This window comes from Candidatus Hydrogenedentota bacterium (genome assembly GCA_016791475.1).
GTDB lineage: Bacteria > Hydrogenedentota > Hydrogenedentia > Hydrogenedentales > JAEUWI01 > JAEUWI01.
Window position 1 is genome coordinate 127,847 of the sequence record JAEUWI010000010.1, and the last position, 25,782, is coordinate 153,628.

A 25,782-nucleotide genomic window follows, 5' to 3' on the forward strand; every position below is an offset into this window, starting at 1 on the left:
AGTGGTTCTGGGACTTTGGCGATGGCACCTCGGACACCCGTCAAAATCCCCAGCACACCTACACCGCCGCGGGCGCTTATACCGTATCGCTTTCCGTCACCACCGCCGTCGGCCAGAGCCCCATCGCCTCCCAGTTAAACTTTATCGAGGTCGAGGAACTGCCCAGGGCAAATTTCAGCGCTTCGCCCACTTCAGGGCCAGCGCCCCTCAACGTCAACTTTACCGATCTCTCCTCCGGCGGTTCTGACGTGATCACCGAATGGCTCTGGGATTTCGGCGACAGCACGAGCAGCACCCTGCCCAGCCCCAGTCACCGATATGCCAGCGACGGCGTCTACGACGTATCCCTCACCGTGACCACCTCCTCCGGAAAATCCCACACGCTGACCAAGGCAGGGTTCATCACCGCTCAGCAATCGCCCGATGCCGCCTTCAGCGCAACGCCTCGCAATGGCGAGGCGCCCCTGACTGTGCAGTTCACCGATCTGAGTGACCCTGGCTCGGCACCGATCACCAGTTGGCAATGGGACTTCGGCGATGGCAGCACCAGCGTCGATCGCAATCCCTTCCACTCATACACCCGGCCTGGACGCTACACCGTGACCCTCGGTGTCTCCACCGCGGTGGGCAGCGACACCGCCACGCAGGTGAATTACATCACCGTGGAGCAAAAGCCCGTCGCCGCCTTCACCGCGACGCCCACGAGCGGGGCCGCCCCCTTGACCATCGTCTTTGCCGATCAGTCCACACCGGGCTCCTCCGAGATAACCACCTGGGCCTGGGACTTTGGCGACGGCACAAGCAGTTCCCAGCAGAATCCGTCCAAGACCTACGCCCAGCCCGGCGTGTATACGGTTAAACTGACCGTAACCTCCGCCGCAGGCACCGGCACCATAACCAAGGCCAACCACATCACCGTCCGCCAGTTGCCGTCCACCGACTTCACATCAAACGTCACCACCGGCTCCGCGCCCTTGACCGTGCTCTTCGCGGACGAGAGCACCAGCGGTAGCGAGGCCCTCACCGGATGGCAGTGGGACTTTGGCGACGGCACCACGAGCGGCCTCCAGAACCCGAGCAAGGTCTACGCAACCCCGGGCATCTACACCGTGTCTCTGACCGCCTCCTCCAGTGTTGGCAGCGATACCGAGACCAAGTCCGCCTACCTTACGGTTCGACCCGCGGTCAACTTCACCGCCACGCCCACCACCGGCGCGGGAAGTCTCTCCGTTTCCTTCGCAGATACGACACCCCTCGGCGCGTTGAATGTTACCTCCCGTTCCTGGAACTTTGGCGACGGCGCCGCCGCCAGCACCGAGGCCAGTCCCGTACACATTTACAGCGAGCCCGGCATCTACGATGTGACCCTCACCCTCCAGACCAGTCTCGACGGTCAGGCCGATACCCGGACCAAGTCGGGCCTGATTATCGTTCGTCCCCAACCCGCCTTCAGCGCCAATGTCCTGCAGGGCGACGGCACCCTGCAAGTCAATTTTACGGACGAGACCGAATTGGGCTCCCTCGACGCCATCGGCGTCCTCTGGAACTTCGGCGACGGCACCACCAGCCAGACCGCCAATCCGTCCCATACCTACACCGAACCGGGCACCTACACCGTTAGCCTCACCGTGACGACCGCGGCCGGCTCGCAGACCGCGACCCAGTCCAATCTCATCGTGGTGCGTCCCATACCGGCCTTCTCCGCGAATCTTACCGCCGGACCGCCGACCCTGACGACCGCGTTCACGAACCTCACCGAACTGGGTGGCCTGACCATAACTGGTCGCCTCTGGGACTTCGGCGATGGCACCACCAGCGAAGCCGCAAGTCCGATTCACGCCTATACCGAGCCTGGAAACTACGATGTCACGCTCACGCTGACGACCAGTCAAGGCGTGGTGACCACCACCGTCGCCGACTATATTCAGGTCGCGCCCGTCGTCGCCTTCACCTCCGATGTCAGCAGCGGCGCAGCGCCACTTTCGGTCCAGTTCACCGATGCGACCGACCCCGGTTCCCTGACCATAACCGGGTATTCCTGGGACTTCGGCGATGGCACGGCGACCTCAACCGACCAGAATCCATTCCATACGTACACCACCGGCGGCAGTTTTGATGTGAGCCTGACCGTGACCACGGCCCAGGGCAACAGGACCTTCGTCGATCAGGACGCCATCGTCGTCACGCCGATCATTAAGATCCTGGCCAGCGTCGTGGATGGTAAGGGCGGTGAAAACGGCGCGGTTAGCTTCCTCGATGCAACCGATGTGGGCGACGCGACCGTGCTCGGTCGCCGCTGGAGCTTCGGTGATGGCTCGGAGAGCAGCGAGGAAGCAAACCCTGTCCACGTCTATCGCGCGCCGGGTACCTATGACGTCGGCCTGGATCTCCTCACCACCCTGGGCTCCCTTTCCGGTACCGTGGAAAGCCTCGTGGAAGTGCCACCCGTGCCGACCTTCACCGTCGACCAATCCGAGGGGATCGCTCCACTCACCCTGTCCTTCACCGATACCACGGAAATGGGGACCTTGTCGCTCCTTGGAAGGACTTGGAATTACGGTGATGGGACCTCGGACAGTACCGGTGCTCACACCTACCAGGGGCCCGGTACCTACGAAGTAACCCTGCAAATCGCCACGGAACTGGGCTCCGCCCGCAGTAACCCCACCACCATCAAGGTCGGCATCAACCCCCTGGCGGCCTGGTTCGACGGTCGCGAAAACGAAACGGGCCATGCCTGGATCCCCGTCTCCGGCGGCTATATGCTCGTGGGCACCGCGTCCACCGGTGAAGAAAATGGGCTCGATGTGGTTCTCGTCGCCACCGACGGAGAAGCACAGGCGCTGCCCGGATGGCCCCGCTATATTGGTGGCGCGGGCGACCAGCAGGGTTTCAGCCTGGCGGCGACCCGGGACGGCGGCTATGTCATCGCAGGCGAAACCATCCCGGAGGGCGGACAGGATGCCAACGCCATGTTGCTCAAGGTCGACGGCGACGGCCAACTGCTCTGGAACCGCGAATTCGGTGGCCCGGGCGACGACCGCGCGAATGCTGTTATTGAGTTGCGTTCGGGCCGACTCGTTATCGCGGGCGCGAGCAGTTCCCCAGGATCCAACGGCGGCTTCGACGCCCTCGTGGTTAACACGGACGCCGCTGGCGAGAATGCGCTCCTCACGTGGCATGGCGCTCCACAAGATGAAGAGGCCGTTGCTGTCGAGGAGCGTTCCGATGGAATCTTGCTTGTTAGCGTCGAATCCGGCGGAAAGACCGAGGGGCTTGGCTACCAGCTACGACTCAATCCGGACCTCAGCGTGCCATGAATCACGCCCACCAAACCTGAGCAGGCGATAAATGATACCCTTCGAAAGATATAGGCCCAAATTCGGGGTTCTGATTCTTACAGTCGGCATGTTGCTCTACGCGACGCTGGCCGACGCCCAGGCGCGCTTCGGCCACATTGAGGTTCGTTGCGAAGCCGAAATCAAAGTCTTTCTCGACAACAAATTCGTTGGCGTGTCCGATGTAAACGGTCTGTTTCTTCGTCAGGTGCCCGTCGGCCCCCACGTGGTCCGAATTGAGAAGGACGGATATCAACCCCAGAACAGCGACACCTTTCTCCTCGAAGCCGATCAGGTCTATCTCTTCGAAGCCGGCAAAATGGAAGCCGCGCTGGAACCCGAGTCCGATGAGAACGAGGAAGTCGCCCGCGGCACCGGCAGCCTCGTCATACAGACTATTCCCGTCGAGTGCCTCGTGACGCTTTTCGGCGTCGGGCTCACCGGTAACGACGAGGAAATCGTCAAGACCCAGGACCGGTGGACCGCCAACGGCGTCCGTGCCGGGCGCTACCTGGCCACCTTCTCCGCCATGGGGGTGGAGCACAAGGAAATAATAAGCATTCAGCCCAACCAGACCACCCACATCATGGTGGATATCCAGCGCGGTGAAATGACCGATATTGGCCTGCGAACCATCCGCGAAATGCAGTCCGAGGGTTGGCGCGAGAAAGCCGAGTCAGAAAGGGAAGCCGCCCGGCAGGACAATATGGCTCTGCTGAAAACCCGCGCGACGGAAAATATCCGCAAGGAAGACTACCAGAAGCGGGGTCTCGAGCTTCTCCTTCATCAGGGCGAAAAGCAGTACGAATCCGCCCAGTACACCCGCTGCCTCTACACCATGCTTCAGGCCCTCTACCTCGACCCGAAAAATGAAATCGCCCTCTATTACTACAAGAATGCCCATGCCCGCCAGGGCGATGAAGATCGGGCCATCAAACTCGCCGGTGAGTACCGCCAGTTCATCTACGGCGAGGACGGCGAGCTCGGCTTCGATCTGGTAAACACCGACGGCAAATGGACCTTGCGCGTGTATTCCGGCGAGAAGGAACTGGAAATCGTCGATGCCTCGGTCCACGACTTCACACTTAAGTTCTCCCGCCGCTACACCCTGTCCGCGCTACAGATGTTCTCGCGCAAAAAGGGCAGTATCATTCCAACCTTTCACACGGACAAGGACTCCAAATTCGCCTACGAGGACTATGAACTCACCCTCGACGGTCGCGACGCCCAGGGCCGACGGCGCTGGCGCCACGCCCGCCCCAAAGTAAATGGCGTCCCCACCGACGAATGGTTCCCCGTCACCTTCCGCAAGCAGGGCGGTGATCGCGCGCCCCAGGGCTACCTCGGCATCTATCACGACGATCCCTCACACGTCGCCCAGTTGGAAGGCGATCCGACCGAGGCCGCGCTACGCATCGCCAAGGGCTGGCCGGAACAATACGGAGCCGTTGTTCTTTCCTGTTACAAGGACTCCCCGGCCCAGCAGTCCGGGCTCCAGCAGGGCGACTTTATCTACAAGTTCGACGGGGCCGACGTTCTCAACAGCCAGGATCTCGACCAACTGATCGAAACAAACCCCTTCGAGACCGTTGTGCTCAGCGTATATCGCGATGGGCAGCGGAAGCAGTTCCGCGTGACCCTCCAGGGCGGCTGAGGGACGTACCGCCGCAGGGGCGCCCCACACAAAGCGAGGAACTTCAAGCACCGCCGCGAAGCCGTCAGGCAAAGCGCACGCTGGCGCGGCGGAATGTCCCGATGGATGATGGCCTGAGATTTTCAGCCTCACATGAGTTGCTACAAGCCAATCCGCACCGTATTCCGGCTCGGTGGCGGCGGCGCCGGCGGGCTCGGAGCAAAAGCCTCCAGTGAGGCCACCTCATGCGTCAATCCCCAATCGACCGCGCACGCGGCAATGGCCTCCAGAACGATCTCGCGCAGCAACGCCGGGTCCGCCTCAGCGCGAAGATTCAACACCAGGCTCCCGTCCACGAGCGTTTCATCCAGCCGGCGGACCACTTCGCAGCCGTGAAGATTGCTGGTGGCATGGATCCCAGCCTCCCGCGCGCCATCGATCAGCCGCATTTTGAAATGGGCGACTTCCGCACCGGCGGCCACCAGGGATTCGTGAACCCGCCTCGCAAGCGACTCCAGTGCCTCATCCCCGTTCCACGAGCGCTTCCCCGTCAATTTCACCCGTGCATTCAACCAGCCCAGCGCCGCTTCGCCCGCGGTGTAGAGCGCGTAGTCCACGGCCACCGGGTGTTGCCCGGTCCCGCCATGGCCTTCAATCCGCGCCATCAGCGCGTCGAAGCCTTCCCCCGTCCGCGCGGAAACCGCCAGATGCTCCGCCCTCGGAAAATTCTGGCGCACCAGCCGCATCACCCTGTCCAGCGCTGCCGGGGGCATCCGGTCGACTTTGTTCACGGCGATAATATCCGCCTCGTTTTGCTGCATCTTATAAATGTAAGTAACCTTGCTCGAAAAGCCCAGTGCCCCCCGGCCCGTCAGCGCGTCCAGCGCGCGCTCCGGATCCAGCAGCACCGCGTAGGGAGCGACGGAAAAACGCTCCGTGTAGAGCTTGCGCAGCGGCGTGATGACCGCGTTGACCAGATCCGTGCAACTCCCTACGGGCTCCGCCAGAATCACATCCGGGTCCAGCCCGTCCGCCAGGCGACCGGATGCTTCCAGCAGCTTTTCGAAGTGGCAACAGAAGCAGCCCGATGGGATCTCCTCCGTGGCGAGCCCGGCCCCCCGAAAGGTCAGCGTGTCCACCAGACCCTCCGCCTGATCGTTGGTGATGACTCCCACCCGCAGGCCCCGGCCCGCATAGTGCCGGGCCAGGCGGAGCAGCGCCGTGGTTTTTCCCGCACCCAGAAATCCCCCAAGCATGACGAAGCGAATGGGCCGTTTGGATGGGCTAATTTTCAAGGGGAAAACCCTCCTTTTGCGGCGCCGCCACGGCGCGTCCGGGCGCATGCTACCCGAACAGAAAGGCCATTGCAAAGTCGAGGTATTAGTGTTATATTGCAGATCGGTCAAGCACCTCTGCCCATCGGGCTTCGGAAGGAGGATGAGATACGGTGTCACGTTCGATCCAGGCCCAGCACCTTGCGCCAGGGGACGACTCAACCCTCGCCGAAACCTTCTCAAGGCTGTCTCACCGGGTGCACCAGCACCTTGCCCTCGCCCGCGACGCCCAGGCGTCCAACAGCGCGCTGGGCGACCTCCTGCGGCAGGCCAGGGCCGCCTCCGGAGCCAGCGGCTTCGCCGGTGTAACCCAGCAGCTCGTCGTCACCAACAAGAATCTCCAGGAGTACACCCAGGCGGTGGGCGAGGCTATCGGTACCGCCGTGGCCGCCTTTCAAGACCTCGAAACTACGGTAAATCAATTCGAACAGGAGTTCGTCCTGCTCCGGGAAAGGATCGACGCAATTCGCGACTCCGCCCGGCAGGTCTATGAGATTGCGATGCAGTCCCGAATGGTCGCCATCAACGCATCCATACAGGCGGCGCACATTGGCGCGGCGGGCGCGGGTTTTGCCGTGGTCGCGAGTGAAGTCCGCGATCTCTCCAACCGGACCGGAAAAATCAGCGACACGGTACAAGACGAACTCGTCGCGGTGGAGGACCCACTGCGGCACACCACCCAGCGCTTCGAGGAAAACCACAAAACACTCCTGCGGGCCAAGTCCGCCGTAGAGGGGCTGGAGGCCACGGCCGAGGCCATGCTGGGAGAGGCACACGCCCTGTCCCGCGCCACCGACAGCGTAGAAGCCATCGCGTTCAAACAGGTGGAGATTCAGGACCATCTGGATGGCATGGATCGCCATGCTCAGTGGGTGGCCCAGGCGGCGGACGCGCTCGTCCCCGAGCTGGCGGGCACCTCCGCCGCGGTGGATAGTCTTTGGGACACCGCGCTGCCCCCCGAGGATCGCACCGCCATCGCGAGTCTTCAGCATTTCGAATCGGAACTTCACCTCGCACTCCGCAACGACGAGCCCCACCGCGCAAGACGGGCGGTGGAAGTAGCCGTTCACGCCCACCTTGATCACGATGAGATGCTCAACCGCGTCAGCCGCGCCGCCATGTCACTGCACCTCGAGCAGCTCGGACGCGCGCTACCCACCGAAACCGTATTCCGCAACGGCCGGATACTTGAAGACACGCTCAGTGCCATGGAGGCCCAACAGCCCGCACCGCTTTCCCGAACGGAAACGGGATCCGAGTTCGCTCCTTCCGTCCCCGTCGTCATATTGGGAAATGCCTTTGAAGACTATCACGACCTCGGAAGACGCCTGGTGGCCATGCGCATGCGAAGCGCGGGATTTCACGTCATCGACCTCGGTCTCAGCGTAACCAACGAAGCCTTCGTCGAGGCCGCCAGAAAACATAACGCCGACGTGATCGGCGTCTCCGCACTCCTGCTACACACGGCGGTCTGGATTCCCAAATTAAAGCAGGCCCTCCAGAAAGCCGGCCTGGGCAGGATTAAGGTGATCGCGGGCGGCGCGCCTTTTCTCGTGGACCCCCTGCTGCGCGATGAATTCGGAGCCGATGGCGTCGCCGGTAACCCCAACGAGGCCGTACGCCTCGTTTCCGCCCTCGTCCACCGCTCCCGCGCGGGAGCAGTCTCATGACGCCCGTCGAACGTATCCTCGCCGCCGCGTCGCTTCAGCCGCTGGATCGCCCGCCCGTGCTACCCGTGTTGCTTCAGCAGGGCGCCCGCATGCTGAACATCCCCCTGACCTCCTATTTCGGCGAGCCGACCCGACTCCTGGAAGGACAGTGTCGCCTGGTGGACCGCTTCGAACATGATGCCGTATTCGCCTTTCCCCATGTGGTGCAGGATACCCTGCCCTGGGGCGCCGGCATTGACCTCCATGAAGACGGCCCCCCTTCGGTGAACAAGATGGTCATCCAGCGCTACGAAGAAATTTCTCAATTGCGCGCGCCGGATCCCTGCGCCAATCCCTATCTGCTCCACACCCTGAAAACGGCCGCCGAACTCGCGCGGCGCTACAAAGGCGATCGTCTCATCGTCGGAGCCGTCATCGGCCCTTTTTCCCTGCCCTCCATGCTCATGGGCATGGGCAAGGTCCTGGATCTCATTTTCCACCAGGAGACCCTCCGCCGCGCCTGTTTCGCGCCCTTGATGGACCAGATGATGAACTACACCCGGCGCTGGGCCCAGGCTCAGCTCGATGCCGGGTGCGATATCGTCGTCATGGCCGAGGGCATGGCCTCCGCCTCACTGCTCACGGAGAAAACCTTCGTCGAATTCGCCCTGCCCGTCTTGCGGGAATCACTCGCCGGTATCAAAGGACTCGTGGGCCTCGAACTCGTCGGTGACGCACTGCCCTTCATGAAGCACCTGCGCGATCTGCCCTGCGCCGCCCTCCTCGTAGGCAGTACCGACCGCCTCCGGGACACCCGCGCCATTCTCGGCAAACAAAAGCTGCTCATTGGCAACATTAACAACCTCAAGTTGCTCCACTGGGATCCGGAGCGGGTGGAATTCGAGGCGCGACGGGCCATCCGCGAAGCCGGCCTGGGCTTCGCCCTGTGCAACCAGGGCCCGGAAATACCCTGGCACGTCTCCGATGCCAACATAGACGCCCTCGTCCGCGCCGCCCACCGCTCACGCATGTACGCCGCCTGAACGCCCCTTGTTCCGCGCGAAAGGCTTCCGTATACTGCTGCGAGGTCCGAAACCCAGAGGAGACTTCCGCCATGGCCATGCCCGTCGTAAACGGGGCCAAATTACTTTGCACCATGGGCACCGCCCCCTGCACGCTGATCGTACCCCCCGTCAGCATGGTGACCATGGAGGGCGTTCCCGCCGCCAACATCATGGATTTCGTGCCGATGAAGAACATCACCGGATTCGGGAACTGCATCACAATGTCCAATCCCACCGTCGCCTCCGCCACCGCCGCCGCGCTCGGCGTGCTCACGCCCATGCCCTGCGTTCCCGTCATTCCCGCCCCCTGGGCGCCCGGAAGTCCCACGGTTACCGTGGGCAAAATGCCCGCGCTGAACAACACCAGCAAGTGCATGTGCGCTTTCGGCGGCAGCATTTCCATTGTGGACCCAGGCGTGAAGAAAGAAACCATTGCCTGAGCGTTGGTCGATGGCGTAGTTCGGCTCCCCGGTAAGCCGTTTCAGCATCCTGCTCGTCGAAACTCATGGGTATCAAAGTGCGCTCAGGTCAGGGGACTGACCTCAGCGTCCATCGGCAGTACACGGCGCACCAGCGGCGCAAGATCTTCCGCGTCCACCATATCCACGGGCTTTTCGATGCCGAACAGCGCCGGCAGGTGCGCCCGCAGGGCGCAATCGAGCGCGCCGGCGGGCTCTGCGTCATCCCCAAAGTCCACCAAGAGCGTCACGCTGTTCATCTGCGCGTCCAGATCCCGCTCGACCGCGCCCGCCCGCGCCGCCAGCGCACGTGCGGCCCGGAGCACGCCCAACTCTTCAGCCTTGACGTCGATAGACGCGATCAATCGGGCGACTCCCTGAGACAGGGCAATTTCCCCCATGGTTTTTCGCGCCCGCAGCGCCAGCCCTTCCACGTCCGGCACCAGTTTGTGCAGGTGCCGATAAAAATAGCGATTGCGTGGGAGCGCGCGGGCGCTAAACTCGGCACAACGAGTTTGAAGCACCTCCAGGGCTCCGATTCGCTCTCGATAGGACGTGGGGGCCAAGTCCTCGTAGGCAACCAGGGCCGAATCGATTTCCACCGTAAATGGGGACGCCCGCCAGCCCCGCTTCAGCGTTTCGCCGGGGCGATAGCGCGCGCAGCAGGCCCGCAGCCGCTCCAGGTGCTCCAGACGCTCCGACAGATCGCCATCACGGGCCTCGTGGCAAATTCGGATCCCGCCTTCAATCTCCGCCTTCTCCGCAGGGTATTCGCCGTGACCAATGGCCGTGTCCCGCGCCCACGCCTCGCCGACCTCGCCCTCAAGCTCCAGGAAGGCGCGCGCTCCAGTCCGGATTTCCCGGATACGCGCTATTCGTTCCGAAAGACCGAGGGCATTGCACGTGTGATACTGGTCTATTCGATCCCGGAGATTCTGAATCGTGATTCTTGATCGGGCGCCAACCGGCACATCCAATACAAAGGCCGCGCCCGTGCCGAGTTCGGCCTGTCCTGCCTCCGTCTTCCAGCGGGTCATCGGTACCGCCGCCCTGGAGAGCTGGATCAGACAAGCCACGGGGGCAGTCTCCGTCCTTTCCTGCGCGATGGGTCCGGCAAAGGGGCCAACGCAAGACTCTCCAAGGTCAATCGAAATGGTCGGCAGGAAATGGATCGGGCAGCGCGAGAATTCCCAGGGACCACCCGGGACCGAGTCCGAGGTCTTGCCTCGGGTCAACCAGCGTCCATTCAATGCGTCCACAACATTTCGCACCGTCCCCCGTATCCGTGTCCGCAGTTCGTCAGCATCGTTGCCGCCAAGCCAGGGAGGCATGTGGATCGACAGTGCGACACAGACGATCATCAATCCATCAAACCTGTTGTCTCGGAGCCCAGATCCAGAAGGAACCGCATCCGTCATTCCCAACTCATCGCCGCCACGGGAAAACACATAGATATCTTCCAGTCCAGCGCGTCGGCTGGGTGGGGAGGCGGGAAGGGACTGATAGGCCACCCGCAATGCGACGGTGGCGTCACCAAGACCATGCGCCGCCAGTATGCCTGCGACTTCGTTCAAGGAATCCGCCGGGAGATCGGGAGGGGGGTAAGACAAGATTCAAACTTCCTGTTCAAGCAGAAGGACTTTCGCGTCATTCACAAACGCCGCTGCACGATTGTAAGCGTCGAGACTTCCGGCTGCAAGGGGGGAGTGGAGCGACGGGTCAAGGTACGGCGGGGGAGATCTCATAGGCTCCAATATCCGGACCGTCCCCGGCGGGTCTTCGATTGCGATCAAAATCCAGCACTACTTCGGTTTCGACCCCGCGGTCAATGCAAGGACTTGTCGCACCAGGACGCAAGTCGCCATCCACCATCGGGTCGGCGGTCAAATCGCCATCGGCCAATGTCAGACCCGCAACCGGCCCGGCGCCATTGCCGAAATAGGCATTGTTGAGAAAACTCGAGTCCGCCGCCTCACTGCGGAGGCCCACGCCCCGATTGCCCACCAACAGGTTGTTGGCGACCAGCGAAGTCGAAGCGCCGAAGCCGACCACAATACCATCGTCAACGCCGCGCACCGCATTGTGAACGATTTGCAGTCCCCCCGCCTCCTGAATGCCAATACCGGCGTGGGGGAGTCGGCCCTGAAACGTACCCGTAATCACGTTGCACGCCACTACAACCGAGGCCAGGGTTCCGGTGAATCCGCGCGCCGCGATCGCATCGTGCTGGGCGGTGTCCCTCAGGCACGCGCCATGGATGCGGTTTCGCTGAACGGTGACCGAAAGCGCTCCGCCATAGTTTTCCAACTCCTCCAGTACTAACGCGCGCCCCCCCAGACCTTCAAACTGGTTGTCCTCTATCAACAGCGAACTCGCCGCCCCGCTCGGTCGCCAGACACTCACCCCATCGCCCGCGAGGTTGCCGCCACCGCCCGAAAAGCGGCACGCGCGGACCACTCGAATCCAGGCCTTGTCATCGCTCCGTATCGCCGAGTGGTCTTCGCCCGCACCCCGATGGGTCGCATTGAAATGGCAACCTTCCACATCCGTCGGGCCGCTGCCCGCCTCCACCGCCTGAATGGCATAGCCCCGCCCCCGAGCCAGATTCCAGTCGTCAAAGGTGCACGCCGCGATACTCGCATAATTGGCCCCCTGGCCAATCTGGCAATGGGTGCCGCCACTTTGCGTGAACGCGCAATCCGCGATTTCCACGTGGTCGGCCTCCCACAGCAGCAGCGTAGTCTTGATCGCATGGCGGAAATCAAGACCCTCCAACCGCAGGTGACTCATGCTCAGGGGCCCCGCCACAAAATCCCGCACCGGGACCTCGATGGACTGGGCCACCGCGGCCGGATTGCTGTCCTGGCGCACGTAGAGGCGTCGGGAAACATCGTCGTACCAGAAATCCCATGGATCGGCCAGCGAGTCCTTGTCACGGCGGGGCGTGGCCACCTTGTCATCGTAATAGAACACGCCCGGGTCGTTCCGGATATCGTCCAGATACCAAATTCCGTCGCCCTCGTAGCGCCACAGGCCGGGGGCTCCGAAAACATCCGAGCCGCGCACGCTTGGCGGAGCGCCCTCGCCATAGGCCCCGACGCGAATGGGGGCTTCCGCCGTGCCCGACGCGTCCACAATTAGCGACTCCCGCCAGACACCGCCGCGCCGCAGCAGGATCGCGCTTCCCGGCGCCTGGTATGTCTGAAGCAGGCGTCCCAAGGATTTCCAGGCCGAAGACTCCGTTCGCCCGTCTGCTTCGTCATTTCCGCCCACGGCATCGATGTAGTAGCTCGTCGCACTTTCCCCACGGGGTCGGACCGGCGGGGGATCGGGCGACGCCCCCCGGCCCGCCGCCCATAACAGGGTCAGGGCGGCAATCGCGAGGAAGAAAAAGAGCAGGGCATAGCGCATTTGAAATCTCAGAGCATAGAAATACAGGAGACAAACAACTCGATTCGAACTATCTCGCCATTCAACGATAAGGGGGCGGGAAAGACTCCACGCTCCGATCATACCCACACCACCTCGGCGGATCTACCCGCGCGCGACCCATGACATAAGTATTGTGGACCGCCCGAATATACTTCGACGCGCAGGATGAAGCGCCCCGGCCCGTTCCAGTAAAATGCCCCTGCAATTCCGCACAACAAGGAACCCCCCATGAACAAGTTCACGACAACCATGCTGCTGGGTCTGACCACCGCCCTTGCGCCTTTTGCCCACGCCCTCGAAGTGGGGGGGCCAGCTCCGGACCTGGCTGTTTCCAAAGTGGTAAAAGGCGAAGAAATTGCCGCCTCCCTGAAAGACTCGGGGAAGATCACCGTGGTCGAATTCTGGGCCACCTGGTGCGGGCCCTGCCGCCAGAGCATTCCCCATCTCACCGAGCTGCAGAAGAAGTACAAAGATAAGAACGTCCGGATTATCGGTATTTCCGATGAAACCGAGGAGCAGGTCAAGCCATTCGTTGAGACCCAGGGCGAGGCGATGGACTACACCGTCGCACTCGATCAGGAGAAAAAAACCTGGGCGGCCTTTGCGGAGCCCTTCGGACTTACCGGAATTCCCCACGCGTTCGTGGTCGATGCCGCCGGCACGCTGGTCTGGCACGGACACCCCATGGATGGTATGGATCAGGTCATCGAAAAGCTGGTGGAAGGCAAGTTCAATCCCCAGGAAGCCAAAATTCGGGAAGAACTGGGCGAACTTTCCATGGTGTGGGCCCAGGAGTATCTCATCCTCGCGAAGTACGGCAGGGACAAGGAAGGCGCCGACAAAGTCGGGCGGAAGCTCCTTGACAGTGGATACGACGACGCCGAATTCTTTGGCCAAGTCGCCTGGACACTCCTGACCGACGACAGCCTCACCTACAAGAACCTCCCCTTCGCCCTTGAAGTGGCGACCTTCGCCAACACCCTGGCGGACGGCAAGTCCGCGAATGTGCTGGACACCCTCGCCTTCGCCCAGTTCAAGTCGGGTGATATCCCCAAAGCGGTGGAAACCCAGAAGAAGGCCATCGAAATCTGCGACAATGAAGACCTGCTCACCCAGTTGAGGCAGCGACTTGCCGAGTACGAGAAAATCTGATCCCGGCAACCCAAGTCACGTGTTCGTCCCCGCCGCAATGACGTGGCGGGGACGTTTTCTTCAGGCGTCGGCGTGCCGGTGCCGCCCGAACAGGTGCGCATCCATGCAAACATGATAGTATTAGCCCGTCATCTCAGGGGGCGGATGCGGCAGCGCTTCTGCCCCGATCCGCCCAGCCGGGCCCCATCGTTACCGATACCAGTCAGGAGTACCATGCACTTAGCCGAAGGAGTCATAACGTCGCCCCTCGTTTGGGGCGGTGGCTATGTGGTGGCTGGCGCCGGGGTCGCCATCGGATTGCGCAAGCTGGACGAGACGCAGGCCATGCGCGCCGCCGTTATGGCCTCCAGCTTTTTTGTCGCCTCCCTCGTCCACATTCCCCTCTTCGGCGTACCGGTCCATCTCTCACTCACCGGACTGCTCGGGATTGTCCTCGGCTGGGCCGCGTTTCCGGCCGTCTTTGTCGCCCTCATCCTGCAGACCGTCCTCTTTGGCTTTGGCGGCATCACGACCCTCGGCATCAACACCTGCATCATGGCCCTGCCCGCCGTCGTTGCCTGGTACGTTTTCCGACTCCTGCGATTGGATCACCGCAGGCGTCGCTTGCCGGCCGCAAGCGGTATTCTGGGCACCCTCGCCGTTACCCTGGCCTCGCTCATGCTCGCCCTCGTACTCGCCACCGCCGGTGAAGCACTGATTCCCGTCGCGTGGTCGGTCCTCGTGGCCCAACTGCCGGTCATCGTCATTGAAGGACTCGTCACCGCTTCCGTCGTGGCTTTCCTGCAAAAAGTCAGCCCGGAGCTTCTGGCGGGCGCCGCCCTGCGCGGGGCGACGGAAGCAGGAGACGTCGGCCCGTGATGATTCCTAAGCCAGTCTGCACCCGCATCGCCCCGCGTCTCCTGACCGCCGCGCTGCTCCTCGCGCTCGCGCCACTGGTCCGCGCCCACGGCATCAATCTGTTTGCCACGGTCGAGGGCGCCACGATTCAGGGGACCCTGCGCTACGCCGACGGCTCCCCCGCGACAAGCGCGCCCGTGACGGCCTTCGCACCCGACGGATCGAAGATCGCCGAAGCAATGACCGACGAGACGGGCCGTTTCTCATTTCAAGCCCGTGTCCGCTGTCGCTACCGCCTCGTGGGCGACGCGGGCCAGGGCCACCGTGGCCTGTTCACAATCCAGGAAAAGGAACTGCCCGAGTCGCTTCCCGCGCCCGGCGAAGAGGCGCCTTCCGCTTCCGCACCCGCAGTGGCTGCGCCACCGGCGCCGAATGCCGCGCTTCAGACCCTGCCCGCCGATTTCGATGAACGGGTCGGGGCCGCCGTCGCGCGCCAGGTCAATCCGCTGCGCGAACAAATCGACGGCTACGAAAACCAGATCCGCATTCGCGACGTTATGGGCGGTATAGGCTATCTATTCGGCCTCTTCGCCATCATCGTTCTCGTGAAGCACCGCAACACCCGCCGGGCGGACTGATGGATATCATCATCTACAGCGACAAGCGCTCCCGCGTGCATCGATTGGATCCCCGCGCCCGGATAATCGCCGCGGTCCTCTCCAGCATGGCTATTTCAATCTGCCACGAACCCCGCGCCCTCGCCTTTGCCCTCATCGCGGGCGTGCTGGCCGTTTCAGTCGCACAAGTACCGATTGCCGCCATCCTGCAGCGCCTCGTACCCCTGAATGGGCTGCTCCTGCTCCTGTCGCTCTCCCTGCTCTTCTTTACCCCCGGTGAAACCATCTTCACCATAGGCGCACTCGAAGCCACCATGGAGGGTTTCCGACAGGCCGTGATTACCGGACTGAAGGCGAATGCCATCGTGCTCCTACTGGCCGCCCTCCTCGGCACCATCGAACTCGTCGATCTGGGCCATGCCATGAGCCGGCTCAAGGTGCCCCCCGTGCTCACCCACATATTTCTCTTCACCATTCGCTACATGAGCCTCATGCTCGCCGAGTTCGAGCGCCTCTCCCGCGCGGCACAGTTGCGCGGCTTCCGGCCCGGCGCAAACCGGCACACCCTTCGCACCACCGGGTATCTCGTCGGAATGCTCCTCGTACGAAGCTATGCCCGGGGCGAGCGCATCTTGAACGCCATGCGTCTCCGCGGGTACACCGGTACCCTCGCCTTTGACGGCGAACTCGCCTATGCGCGGCGCGACGCCGTGTTTGCGCTCCTTGCGCTGGCCGCCCTCGGGGCACTCCTCGGATTGGAATCGAAATGAGCGGTCCCCTCATTCGTCTCACGGACATCACCTTCGGCTACCTCGCCGACAAGCCCCTCTTCAGCGATCTCAACTTTTCACTCGACGCGGGCCAGCGCATCGGACTGACCGGGGCCAATGGGCGTGGAAAGAGCACCATGCTCCACCTGATCACCGGCCTGCTGCGCCCCCAGGCCGGTATCATCGAGGCCTTCGGCCGGGTGCGTCGTTCGCCCAACGATTTCCACGAAGTCCGGCGTCAGGCCGGCTACCTCCTTCAGGACTCCGAAGATCAGCTTTTCTGCCCCACCGTGCTGGAAGACGTCATGTTCGGCCCCCTCAATTTCGGGGAGGGAAGGGAGGAGGCGCGGCGGGTCGCCATGGAGACCCTCGAAACCCTCGGCTGCGGAAACTACGCCCACCGCGTAACCTACAAGCTATCCGGGGGGGAAAAACGCCTGATTGCCCTCGCCGCCGTGCTCGCCATGCGACCTCGCGTACTGCTCCTCGACGAGCCCACCGCGGGACTCGATGCCGACACCGAAGAACGGCTCGCCGCCATCCTCGAAGCGCTGGATCAGGAGATTATCCTCATCTCACACAACCGCCCCTTCCTCGAGCGAATCACCAACACCGTATACACCCTCGATCACCACGTGCTTGTCGAAGCGGACCCGGTGGGACTGTCCAGGAACGATGCCTGAACTGGGCAAGTGACATATCAATAGACGGAGGGTCTGAAAGGGTTGAAGCAACGCCGGATAGGAATGTCCCACGCCCTTTGTGCGCGGGACGGTCCCCCGGCGTCACCGCGCCGGTCCGCATTCCCGACAGCGACCATAGATAAACACTTCATGATCTTCCATCACAAAACCACGTGGAACCAGATTCTGCAAATCGCCCGGACAACCGTCCATCTCAAACATGCGCCCACAGGAACGGCAACTGAAGTGGTGGTGATGGCCCTTGCCCGACAACTCATAGCGCTGCGGCTCGCCCGGCACATCCACGACACTGAGGTCATGACTTTCCGTGAGGCTTTTCAAGGTCCGGTAGACCGTCGCCAGACCCATGCGCGGAACCAACTGCTGCGCCGAGTCCAGGATTTCTTGCGGGGTGAGGGGGCGATTCTGCGCGCTGAATACCTTGCGAATGGCCCGTCGTTGCGCGGTGTCACGTTGCACAGTGCTGAGTTCCTTGCATCATTTAATGATACGTTGTTATCATTACATTCAGAGGCTGTGTTTCAGGTGCACTATACCAGAGCGCCGCGGTGTCTATAAAGGTTTTGGGTGGTTTAATGACGCGTCTGTCTGCGATTTGGGGGTGCTGCCGCGCCATCGTGCTCGGGAGCGTCGTATGCCTCCTCCACGCCTGCGCACCCTCGCCCCTGGCGCAGGCCGACTTCGTCGTCACCATTCCGCCCCTCCAGTTTATCGTGCAGGAACTTACGGGGGATGCCGCAACCGTGGCGTCCATTCTTCCCCCGGGATCTTCACCCCACACCTATGAACTTCGTCCCTCCACGGCGCGCCTCCTCGAAAACGCCCGGGCTGTCTTCTATGTGGACGACAGCATCGACGGGTGGGCGGCCCGCCTTGCTCCCGGTAAGATCCACGCGGTCTTCGATCTGGTGCCCGAAGACCTCCGTCGCGAGTTCCACGTAGCGCACGATCACGGCGAAACCGAGTCGGCTGCCGAACCCCATACAATCAACGCCCATTTCTGGTCCGACCCGGTGGTGGTTAAGGCGATAGTCCCCCGGCTCGTGGATACCCTTTCCCAATCGGACCCGGACAATGCCGACATCTACGCCACCAACGCCACCCGATTCATAGGCGAACTGGACGAACTGGATGCGGAGTTCAAGGCGGCGCCCGCCCCGGTCGGGGGCTATGCCCTGGTGGCCTTCCATCCTTCCTGGTGCTACTTTTTCGAACGCTATGGCATCAAGGTGGGCGCTTATGTGGAGCCCTTTCCCGGCAAAGAACCCACCCCCCAGACCATCCAGCAGCTCAAGCAGGATCTGACGGGCGCAAAGCGCTGTATTGTCCTTTCCGAAGTTCAATTGCCCGCCAAATCGGCCGAGGTACTTGCCGAAACGCTCGGGGCTCAAGTCGCGGTGATAGACCCCCTCGGAGGACAAGGTGACCGAACCACCTACGCCGGGCTGCTGCGATACAACGCCGCCCGCATTCGGGAGTCGCTCCAGTGAAGCCCACCGCCGTCGAAGTGCAACATGTGAGCGTTTCCTTCGGGGATTTCGTCGCCCTGTCCGACGTAACGTTCTCCGTTCCGGAATCCGCTTTTCTTGCCATCATCGGTCCCAATGGTGCGGGCAAGAGCACCCTCCTCAATGTGCTCCTCGGTCTCCTTCCCGCCGATCACGGCTCGGTGTCGGTTCTCGGCCGTTCCCCCGGCACCCTGGCCGGTATGCGCGTGGCCTATGTCCCCCAGAAAAAAACTTTCGCCCAGCAGTTCCCCGCCACGGTCTTGGAGCTGGTCGTCAGCGGCATGCTCGGCACCTGGCCCTGGCGCGTGACCAAACCCCAGCGCGAAGTGGCTCTTGCCATGATGGAGAAAACCGGGGTGCGCCACCTGGCGGACCAGTCCGTGCACCGCGTTTCGGGTGGTGAACTCCAGCGCGCATTCCTCGCCCGAAGCCTCGCCAACAGCCCCGACCTGCTGATCCTGGACGAACCCGCCGCCGGTATGGATCTCAAGGGCGAGGCCGCCATGTACCACATTCTTTGCGACTACCAGGCGGAATCCGGCGCCACCGTTGTCATGATCACACACGACTGGGAGGGCGCCCGCTGCCACGCCGATCTCGTATTGCTCCTCGATCGCGCCGTCGTCGACTTCGGCCCGTCGCGAGAGGTGGCTTCCGAGGCGCGGCTCCTTTCCCTCTTCGGCCATCGGGGCCATGTGCACGAAACCCACCCCGAGACCGCCCATGCTTGAACTGCTCCAGTACCCCTTTATGCAGCGCGCGCTTGTGGGTGGAATTCTCGTGGCGATTGTCGCCAGCTTTTACGGCCCCTTCATTGTGCAGCGCCAGCTTGCCTTCCTCGGTAGCGGCCTCGCCCACGCGGCCTTCGGTGGCATCGCACTGGGGCTGTTGATGGGACAGGACCCCCTCTGGGTCGCGATTCCATTCACGGCCATCGTCGCCGCCGGCATCGTGTGGGTCCGCAACCACACCGGACTAGCGGCCGACACCGCCGTGGGCATCTTCTTTTCCCTCGCCATGGCCCTCGGCGTCATATTTCTCTTCTTGAGAGATACCAATTCAAGCGACGCCTTCACCTACCTTTTCGGTTCCATACTCGCCCTGAACCAGACCGACCTCTACCTTTGCGGGGCCGTGCTCGTGGCCAATCTGGCCATGCTTCCCCTGTGGGGGCGATGGGCCTACGCCACCTTTGATCGGAATCTCGCCGTCGTGGACGGCCATCCCGTACTGCGCGACGAGTACCTCCTTTCCATCGCCGTCGCCATCGTCACCGTCGTCTCCATCAAGGTCGTGGGCATACTCCTCATGTCGGCCTTCCTCGTGATTCCCGCCGCAAGCGCCCGCCTCGTTTCGAGGCGCTTTATCCATATGATGCTCGCCACCCTCGCGCTCAACGTCGCCGGTGTGGTCGCGGGCCTCGCCGCCTCCTATTACAGCGACCTGCCCAGCGGCCCGGCAATCATTATTGTGCAGACCATCCTCTTCGTCGCGATGTACCTGCTTTCGCGCCAGTTCAAACTCGCCGCCTGAGTCGAATCAGGAAACCGGATCCTGGGCCGTCGTATCCCGCAGAACCTTGCGGATGTGCTCCGCAATCGTTCGGGGCGACGCCGGCTTCAACAGAAACTGGCGGACCCCCGCGTCCAGCGCGATCTGCTCGTTGACCGTGTCGCTGAAGCCCGTGGCGAGGATCACTGGAAATTCCGGGCGGAGCTGCATCGCGTGGCGCGCCAGTTCCAGGCCCGTCAACCGGGGCATCGTCTGGTCGCTGATCAGAATGTCGTACTCATCCGGACGCGCCCGCAGCGCGGCGAGGGCTTTCACGCTGTCCGTGTGGCCCTCCACACGATACCCCATCGACTGGAGCCCGCGGGTCAGCATGGACACTATCGCGGGCTCGTCGTCCACCAGCAGTATCCGCTCCGTACCGTGCCAGGCCCGGGTGCGGGGGAGGGCGTCCCGGTTCAACTCATCGATCGGCGTGGCCATCGGGATAAATACGTTGAACTCCGTCCCGTGCCCTGGCTGGCTGCTCACAAGAATGTGGCCCTTGTGACCCTTCACAATACCATGAACCGTCGCCAGGCCGAGCCCCGTGCCTTCTCCCACTTTTTTCGTCGTGAAATAGGGTTCGAAGATCCGCTCCATCGTCTCCTCGGACATCCCCAGCCCCGTGTCGGCGATGCTCATTTGCACATAGGCCCCGACCGGAAGATCCGAACTGAGCATGGGGGAATCCAGGGTAACATGCGCCGGTTGAAGCCGCACGGTCAAGACGCCCCCGCCCTCGCGCATCGCATGATAGGCGTTCGTACCCAGATTCATTACCACCTGGTGCATCTGGGTGGGATCGGCAATCACCGCGGGGCAATCCTGCAGATCGAGTCGTATACTGATCGTCGAAGGAAGCGATCCGCGAAGAAGCTGCGTGCACTCCTTCACGATGCTTTCCAGTTGCAGCAGTTTGCGCTCCTGCTCTGAGCGGCGGCTGAAGGCCAGGATCTGTTTCACCAGTCCCGACGCCCGCTTGCCCGCATTGAATATCTCGTTCAGGCTGTACCAGAGCTCCGATCCGTGCTCCACCTCCGTCAGTGCCAGCTCGGCATAGCCCAGAATCGGGCTGAGCATGTTGTTAAAGTCGTGGGCAATGCCCCCGGCCAGGGTCCCGATCGCCTCCATCTTCTGCGCCTGCCGCAACTGCGCCTCCAGATCCACCTCATGCGTCACGTCACGCGCAACGGATACAAAATTGATAATGTTGTCGCGGTCGTCCCGGATCGATGAAATCGTCGCTTCCTGCTCCAGAAGCTGGCCCGACTTGGTCTTGTTGATAAAACGACCCTGCCACACCCGGCCGGCGTTCAATGTCGCCCAGAGATTCTGATAAAACGTGTCGTCCATCCTGCCGCTGCGCAATATGTTCGGCGTCTTGCCCAGCGCCTCGGCCCGGGTGTAGCCGCTCAGCCGTTCGAACGCCGGATTGACATACTGAATCGTGCCGTCCGGCTCCGTGATCATGATGGATTCCGCCGCGTGCTCCACCGCCGCCGCAAGACGGGAACGCGCCTCCTCCGACTGCTTGCGCTCGGTAATATCGCGCGACACCGCCACCAGGCCCGACGTGGCCCCCGCGGGATCCCGCAACGCGATGAATCCCGTCTCCGTTGAAATCGGCGACCCGTCTCGATGGAGAAATACCAGTTCCAGATTGTGGGTGTGGTCTCCCGAGAATCCCGCCGGGTCCGCGATAGCCTCCGACAGCAGCGACTTCACCGCCACCGCCGAGTCCGCCGTCATCTGCTCCTCCAGCCGCTGGGTCATCGCTTCCTCCACGCAGTGGCCCCGCATCGCCTCCACCGAAGGGCTGACATACGTCAACCGCCCCGCGGCGTCTATCGTCCAGATGATGTCCGCCACATTGTCCGCCAGCAGCCGGTACCGTTCTTCACTGCGCGCAAGCGCCTCCTGCGCCTGCACACTCCGGAGAATTTCGGAACACACCGACGAAAGCAGGGCCCCGAGCTCCCGGTCCTGCTGGCTGAAGGGAGTCGCATCGTCCCGTTCCAGGCACACGAAGCCCGTGACCCGCGCCGTTTCCCCAAAAAACGGGATGAATAAGAGCGACGTCGAGGGAAGGGTGTCCCAGGGAGGCGGGGCCCCGTTGTCGGGGACCGAAGTGCTCGCCACCAGCAGCGGCTGGCGATTCTCAAGCAACAGATCAAAGATCGAAGCCGACGTTGCCGCCGATTCCGAAGGGCCGTTCGTATCCCAGGCCGACAGCACACCGTCTTCTTGAAGCAGGTGAAAGGCCCCGCGCTGGGCGCCGATCACAGAGATGACTTCGTCCAGCACCAGGGGCATCAGCCCGTCCACCCGTTTGGACGCCGTCAGCCGCCGCGCCGCCTCCACCACGCTTCGGAGGCGGACCGTCAGGGTTTCCAACTCCTGATTGCGCTGGCTCAGGGCCGACTCGGCCGCGATCTTGTCTTCCTGCAGCGCAATTTTCTCGAAACAGCGCTCCAGGGTCGTCAGCAGATCCAGACCGTCGATGGGCTTGCGCAGGTAGTTGTAAGCGCCCTGCTGCAGCGCCTGAATCGCCGTGTCCAGCGCCGCGTGCCCCGTCATCATCACGCAGAGCATCTCGCTCCGCACCGCCTTCAAGCGCGAAATGAGCTCTATGCCGTTGTCCCGGCCCAGGCGGATGTCGAGCAGCGCCACATGCGCGTGAAAATGCGCCGCCTGCTCGCACGCGTCCTGCGCGCTGTGAGCGAGCCGGACCGTGTACCCCTCCGAATCCAGGATTTCCCCGATCGCCGCGGAAAAGTCACTGTCATCGTCGACAATGAGTATGCGCTTGCTACCCTCTTTCCGGGCTGCTACCGTCATCCCGACCCATGCTCCTTTGCCAAGTTCTGGCACCCCGACAATTCAGCCCTTCTTAACCATGGACGCGGCAAGTCTGGCCACAGCCGCGGGGTCGCACGGCTTCAACAGCAACGCCACACGGGTCCCCTCGCAAAGGGAAGCCAGCCTTGAATCCGCACCCGGAGCCTCGCCCGTCACGATAATCGCCGGGGACTCCTGCCCCCGTGCGCGCAGGCTGTGAAAAAGCTCCACAAGTCCGTCGGCAGGAACGTGCAGATCCAGAATGACCAAGTCCGTCGATTCATCCCGCACAAGACGCACCGCTTCCACGTCGCCCTCAGCGACCACGGCCCGGAGCCCCTCCGCGCCAAGGGCCGACGTCAGTGCCGCGATGAAGCCCGGCTCCTCATCCACAATCACCACCAGGGGGGCCGCGGGCACCGCCTCCACAATCTCAAGCACCTGAAGCATGTCCAGCGGCTTATGCATCACCGCCCAGGCTCCATTCTCGACCGCCCGTTGCAGCAACTGCTCCATGCTGTAACCCGTCATCATCACCACCCGCGCATCCGGCTTACGGCTCCGGATCTCCAGGAAGCTTTCCACCCCGTTCTGGTGGGGGAGCTTCACGTCCATAAAGGAAATATCGTAGTTCTTGTGCTCGAACAATTGCACCGCGTCCTCCCCCGTATGACACCGGTCGACACGGTGATTCTCCGCCTCCAACACATCCGTCAAGGCCTCGGCAAAATCCCGGTCATCGTCTACGACAAGAATGTTCAGTGTGTCCATGGTCCACTCCCATTAAGGATAGGATATAGTTTCCAGCAGATTTATCCAAGTAGTTTTTGCGACTTTCTCGATTGTCGCCACGTGCGCGATTCGACCCGCACCCGAGAGACCGACACAGGCGGGTTCGCACTTCTCCCTGGCGCACCCCGCCTCGGGTCGGTCGCCTCCGGACCGGGGGCGAAGAGTGTCGTCTCCAAAGTGCGAAATGTGTGGCAGGCATGCAACCCGGCTTTCTTGACTCGACAGCGCCCGTCTGTTTAAATCTACGAAGCAGCATCGCTCCTCCGAACAGAGCGCCCACCCCTTTGGCGCGGGGCCCCCTCCCTGAAGGTGTCCCGCATTTCAAAGTTGGACGGCCCTGATCGCGTACGGGCACACACGATGCCGCCCTTGACGTTGGACCGTGTTTCTATCCTGATGTTGCCCGAGAGACGATGACGAACCACAACCCCGGGGACCCCGTCCCCACTGAGATGGATACGATCCGTTACCGGCGGGAGAAGTTCTCCACCCGACTCTATCGCGATTGTCTCTACACCCCGGCCCACGCCTGGCTGCGGAACGAGGGAGACGGTGTCTGGCGTGTCGGTTTAACCAAATTTGCCGCCCGCATGCTTGGCGATCCCGTGGAGTTGGACTTCGAAGTGCAGGACGGCGTTCCGGTCGAACGCGGCCAGGAAGTCGGCTGGCTCGAAGGCTTCAAGGCCGTCAGCGACATTTACACGCCCCTTACGGGCATTTTCAGAGGTGGCAATGGCGCGCTGCTCGAAGATATCGATTTGCTCGGTCGGGATCCTCACCGCGAGGGTTGGCTCTTTCGCGTCGAAGGTCGCCCCGGCGAAGACTGCATTGACGTAGAGGCCTATATGTCCGTGCTGGACAAGGCGATTGATAAAATACTCGGAAATAATAGTACCCTGTGAATTGTCTAGTTGTAGAGCGACAAACGGGCACCACCCCCCAAACCCAAGGCGCATTGTGAACATTTCAGTACAAGAAAAGGCACGCTACATCATGCTGGGGGGCTTTCTGGGGGCCGGTAAGACGACCGCCATCGCGGCGCTGGCCCGTCACCTCAGCGAGGCCGGCCTCCGCGTCGGCCTGATTAGCAACGATCAGAGCACGGGGCTCGTCGATACCGGCGTGCTCCGTGCGCGCGGATTCTCCGTGGAAGAAATCGCCGGCGGCTGTTTCTGCTGCCGGTTTGATTCCCTGCTCGATGCCGCCGGGAAGCTGTCCCGGGAGGTCGCCCCGGATGTCTTCCTGGCGGAGCCCGTGGGCAGTTGTACCGACCTGGTGGCCACCGTTTCTTATCCCCTCCGGCGGATTTACGGTGATCGCTTCGCCATCGCGCCACTGAGCGTGCTGGTCGATCCCGTCAGGGCCGCGCGGATCCTGGGGCTGGAACCCGGACGCCCCTTTTCGGAGAAGGTCGTCTATATCTATACCAAACAGCTCGAAGAGGCCGATATCATCGTGCTCAACAAGTGCGACAGTATCGACCGCACCCTTCGAGAGCAACTGCTGAATGCCCTGCGGGTGCGCTATCCCGGAGCCGAGGTGTTCGCCTGCTCTTCGCGCGATGGTTCGGGTCTCCTTCCATGGTTTGATCGCCTGCTCCACACCGAGTGTGGGGGAGAACGTCCCACCATGGAACTGGACTACGAGCGCTACGGCGAGGGCGAAGCCCTCCTGGGCTGGCTGAATGCCACCATCCGCGTGGGTGCCCCCGATGGCTTCGTGCCGGATGAACTCCTCCTCCAACTGGCCAGGGCCATTGGCGCGCGCGTCACCGGGGCCGGCGCCGAAATAGCCCACCTGAAAATGACCCTGGACGCCGGTGATATTGCCGGCAAGCTCTCCGCCGTCAGTCTGGTTCGGAGCGACGGTCTCCCGGAACTGCGCGATTCCCTGCCCGATGAAGTGCGTGCCGGTACCCTCGTTCTCAACTTGCGCGCCGAGGCCGACCCGGAAACGCTTCGCCAGATTGTGGAAGGTGTGATCGCCGAGTCGGGACAGGAAAACACCTTGGAGATGGTCCTGGAGCACCTGGAGAGTTTCAGACCCGGACAACCCCGGCCCGTCCATCGCGACGTTGTGGCCGCCGTCGCCTGCGGGAGCTGACC

General features: G+C 62.5%; 20 protein-coding genes and 4 pseudogenes. 18 read left to right on the forward strand and 6 right to left on the reverse strand.

All coding sequences use genetic code 11. The features are described 5' to 3' along the window. Positions 1-296: 296 nt before the first annotated feature. The 5 genes and pseudogenes from JNK74_07610 to JNK74_07630 all read left to right on the forward strand — a co-directional run bounded on the left by JNK74_07610 (position 297) and on the right by JNK74_07630 (position 4,992). Positions 297-641, forward strand: a pseudogene (locus JNK74_07610) (PKD domain-containing protein). A gap of 123 nt (positions 642-764) precedes the next feature. Then, positions 765-1,148: pseudogene (locus JNK74_07615) on the forward strand (PKD domain-containing protein). A 114-nt stretch (positions 1,149-1,262) separates the two neighbouring features. Then, positions 1,263-1,667: pseudogene (locus JNK74_07620) on the forward strand (PKD domain-containing protein). Positions 1,668-1,832: 165 nt separating this feature from the next. After that, the gene (locus tag JNK74_07625; GenBank protein ID MBL7646040.1) at positions 1,833-3,320 is read left to right on the forward strand and encodes a PKD domain-containing protein; all 1,488 of its coding nucleotides are present in this window, start codon (positions 1,833-1,835) and stop codon (positions 3,318-3,320) included. Between the two features lie 88 nt (positions 3,321-3,408). Beyond that, positions 3,409-4,992 (forward strand): PDZ domain-containing protein, encoded by a 1,584-nt coding sequence (locus JNK74_07630; GenBank protein ID MBL7646041.1) that lies wholly within the window; start codon positions 3,409-3,411, stop codon positions 4,990-4,992. Between the two features lie 140 nt (positions 4,993-5,132). On the opposite strand, the gene JNK74_07635 is transcribed toward JNK74_07630, so the two are convergent. Then, positions 5,133-6,266, reverse strand: coding sequence for a cobalamin biosynthesis protein P47K (locus JNK74_07635; protein ID MBL7646042.1), 1,134 nt, complete (start codon positions 6,264-6,266; stop codon positions 5,133-5,135). Positions 6,267-6,418: 152 nt separating this feature from the next. On the opposite strand from JNK74_07635, the gene JNK74_07640 reads away from it, so the two are divergent. The 3 genes from JNK74_07640 to JNK74_07650 all read left to right on the forward strand — a co-directional run bounded on the left by JNK74_07640 (position 6,419) and on the right by JNK74_07650 (position 9,458). Further along, a complete protein-coding gene (locus tag JNK74_07640; protein MBL7646043.1) occupies positions 6,419-7,975 on the forward strand; it encodes a cobalamin-dependent protein in 1,557 nt (518 codons plus the stop codon). Further along, positions 7,972-8,997 carry a uroporphyrinogen decarboxylase family protein gene (locus tag JNK74_07645; GenBank protein ID MBL7646044.1) on the forward strand — a complete coding sequence of 342 codons (1,026 nt, stop codon included), beginning with the start codon at positions 7,972-7,974 and terminating at the stop codon, positions 8,995-8,997. Before JNK74_07640 ends, JNK74_07645 begins: the two co-directional genes overlap by 4 nt. 71 nt (positions 8,998-9,068) lie before the next feature. After that, positions 9,069-9,458 carry a DUF4280 domain-containing protein gene (locus JNK74_07650; GenBank protein MBL7646045.1) on the forward strand — a complete coding sequence of 130 codons (390 nt, stop codon included), beginning with the start codon at positions 9,069-9,071 and terminating at the stop codon, positions 9,456-9,458. Between the two features lie 83 nt (positions 9,459-9,541). On the opposite strand, the gene JNK74_07655 is transcribed toward JNK74_07650, so the two are convergent. Next, a complete protein-coding gene (locus JNK74_07655; protein ID MBL7646046.1) occupies positions 9,542-11,086 on the reverse strand; it encodes a hypothetical protein in 1,545 nt (514 codons plus the stop codon). Between the two features lie 109 nt (positions 11,087-11,195). Continuing rightward, entirely contained in the window at positions 11,196-12,887 is a 1,692-nt protein-coding gene (locus JNK74_07660; protein MBL7646047.1) for a right-handed parallel beta-helix repeat-containing protein, read from the reverse strand. Between the two features lie 249 nt (positions 12,888-13,136). Between JNK74_07660 and JNK74_07665 the strand changes: the two are divergent. From JNK74_07665 to JNK74_07685, 5 genes and pseudogenes are all read left to right on the forward strand, one after another. After that, positions 13,137-13,628, forward strand: a pseudogene (locus JNK74_07665) (TlpA family protein disulfide reductase). 645 nt (positions 13,629-14,273) lie between these two features. Next, positions 14,274-14,918: a cobalt transporter CbiM gene (gene cbiM / locus JNK74_07670; protein MBL7646048.1), complete on the forward strand. Its 645-nt coding sequence runs from the start codon at positions 14,274-14,276 to the stop codon at positions 14,916-14,918. Further along, positions 14,915-15,535 (forward strand): carboxypeptidase regulatory-like domain-containing protein, encoded by a 621-nt coding sequence (locus JNK74_07675; protein MBL7646049.1) that lies wholly within the window; start codon positions 14,915-14,917, stop codon positions 15,533-15,535. The genes cbiM and JNK74_07675 overlap by 4 nt, the downstream gene beginning before the upstream one ends. Further along, positions 15,535-16,284: a cobalt ECF transporter T component CbiQ gene (cbiQ, locus tag JNK74_07680; protein ID MBL7646050.1), complete on the forward strand. Its 750-nt coding sequence runs from the start codon at positions 15,535-15,537 to the stop codon at positions 16,282-16,284. The genes JNK74_07675 and cbiQ overlap by 1 nt, the downstream gene beginning before the upstream one ends. Further along, the gene (locus tag JNK74_07685) at positions 16,281-16,967 is read left to right on the forward strand and encodes an ABC transporter ATP-binding protein (GenBank protein MBL7646051.1); all 687 of its coding nucleotides are present in this window, start codon (positions 16,281-16,283) and stop codon (positions 16,965-16,967) included. Before cbiQ ends, JNK74_07685 begins: the two co-directional genes overlap by 4 nt. 102 nt (positions 16,968-17,069) lie before the next feature. Here JNK74_07685 and JNK74_07690 read toward each other — a convergent pair whose 3' ends face one another. Continuing rightward, the gene (locus JNK74_07690; protein MBL7646052.1) at positions 17,070-17,447 is read right to left on the reverse strand and encodes a transcriptional repressor; all 378 of its coding nucleotides are present in this window, start codon (positions 17,445-17,447) and stop codon (positions 17,070-17,072) included. A gap of 116 nt (positions 17,448-17,563) precedes the next feature. Between JNK74_07690 and JNK74_07695 the strand changes: the two genes are divergently transcribed. The 3 genes from JNK74_07695 to JNK74_07705 are packed head-to-tail and all read left to right on the forward strand — an operon-like array spanning position 17,564 to position 20,029. Next, entirely contained in the window at positions 17,564-18,478 is a 915-nt protein-coding gene (locus JNK74_07695; GenBank protein MBL7646053.1) for a zinc ABC transporter substrate-binding protein, read from the forward strand. Beyond that, complete coding sequence (locus JNK74_07700) at positions 18,475-19,227, forward strand: ATP-binding cassette domain-containing protein (protein MBL7646054.1); 753 nt, start codon at positions 18,475-18,477, stop codon at positions 19,225-19,227. Before JNK74_07695 ends, JNK74_07700 begins: the two co-directional genes overlap by 4 nt. Next, positions 19,220-20,029, forward strand: coding sequence for a metal ABC transporter permease (locus JNK74_07705; GenBank protein MBL7646055.1), 810 nt, complete (start codon positions 19,220-19,222; stop codon positions 20,027-20,029). The genes JNK74_07700 and JNK74_07705 overlap by 8 nt, the downstream gene beginning before the upstream one ends. Before the next feature lie 6 nt (positions 20,030-20,035). Here the strand turns inward: JNK74_07705 and JNK74_07710 are convergent, their stop codons facing one another. Together JNK74_07710 and JNK74_07715 are read right to left on the reverse strand one after the other, a co-directional pair. Continuing rightward, positions 20,036-22,885: a response regulator gene (locus JNK74_07710; protein MBL7646056.1), complete on the reverse strand. Its 2,850-nt coding sequence runs from the start codon at positions 22,883-22,885 to the stop codon at positions 20,036-20,038. A 42-nt stretch (positions 22,886-22,927) separates the two neighbouring features. After that, positions 22,928-23,656, reverse strand: a complete 729-nt coding sequence (locus JNK74_07715; GenBank protein MBL7646057.1) for a response regulator — start codon at positions 23,654-23,656, stop codon at positions 22,928-22,930. A gap of 473 nt (positions 23,657-24,129) precedes the next feature. Here JNK74_07715 and JNK74_07720 point away from each other — a divergent pair, with 473 nt between their 5' ends. Both JNK74_07720 and JNK74_07725 read left to right on the forward strand, forming a co-directional pair. Then, positions 24,130-24,579 carry a glycine cleavage system protein H gene (locus JNK74_07720; GenBank protein ID MBL7646058.1) on the forward strand — a complete coding sequence of 150 codons (450 nt, stop codon included), beginning with the start codon at positions 24,130-24,132 and terminating at the stop codon, positions 24,577-24,579. A 91-nt stretch (positions 24,580-24,670) separates the two neighbouring features. Then, positions 24,671-25,780: a cobalamin biosynthesis protein P47K gene (locus JNK74_07725; GenBank protein MBL7646059.1), complete on the forward strand. Its 1,110-nt coding sequence runs from the start codon at positions 24,671-24,673 to the stop codon at positions 25,778-25,780. The last annotated feature ends 2 nt before the right edge of the window (positions 25,781-25,782 follow it).

What these genes read in the sequence shown, in the direction of transcription:
- JNK74_07630 (MBL7646041.1), top strand. Translation starts at nt 3,409, where the DNA reads ATGTTGCTCTACGCGACGCTGGCCGACGCCCAGGCGCGCTTCGGCCAC.
- JNK74_07645 (MBL7646044.1), top strand. Translation starts at nt 7,972, where the DNA reads ATGACGCCCGTCGAACGTATCCTCGCCGCCGCGTCGCTTCAGCCGCTG.
- JNK74_07650 (MBL7646045.1), top strand. Translation starts at nt 9,069, where the DNA reads ATGGCCATGCCCGTCGTAAACGGGGCCAAATTACTTTGCACCATGGGC.
- JNK74_07660 (MBL7646047.1), bottom strand. Translation starts at nt 12,887, where the DNA reads ATGCGCTATGCCCTGCTCTTTTTCTTCCTCGCGATTGCCGCCCTGACC.
- cbiM (MBL7646048.1), top strand. Translation starts at nt 14,274, where the DNA reads ATGCACTTAGCCGAAGGAGTCATAACGTCGCCCCTCGTTTGGGGCGGT.
- cbiQ (MBL7646050.1), top strand. Translation starts at nt 15,535, where the DNA reads ATGGATATCATCATCTACAGCGACAAGCGCTCCCGCGTGCATCGATTG.
- JNK74_07685 (MBL7646051.1), top strand. Translation starts at nt 16,281, where the DNA reads ATGAGCGGTCCCCTCATTCGTCTCACGGACATCACCTTCGGCTACCTC.
- JNK74_07695 (MBL7646053.1), top strand. Translation starts at nt 17,564, where the DNA reads ATGACGCGTCTGTCTGCGATTTGGGGGTGCTGCCGCGCCATCGTGCTC.
- JNK74_07705 (MBL7646055.1), top strand. Translation starts at nt 19,220, where the DNA reads ATGCTTGAACTGCTCCAGTACCCCTTTATGCAGCGCGCGCTTGTGGGT.
- JNK74_07710 (MBL7646056.1), bottom strand. Translation starts at nt 22,885, where the DNA reads ATGACGGTAGCAGCCCGGAAAGAGGGTAGCAAGCGCATACTCATTGTC.
- JNK74_07715 (MBL7646057.1), bottom strand. Translation starts at nt 23,656, where the DNA reads ATGGACACACTGAACATTCTTGTCGTAGACGATGACCGGGATTTTGCC.
- JNK74_07720 (MBL7646058.1), top strand. Translation starts at nt 24,130, where the DNA reads ATGGATACGATCCGTTACCGGCGGGAGAAGTTCTCCACCCGACTCTAT.
- JNK74_07725 (MBL7646059.1), top strand. Translation starts at nt 24,671, where the DNA reads ATGCTGGGGGGCTTTCTGGGGGCCGGTAAGACGACCGCCATCGCGGCG.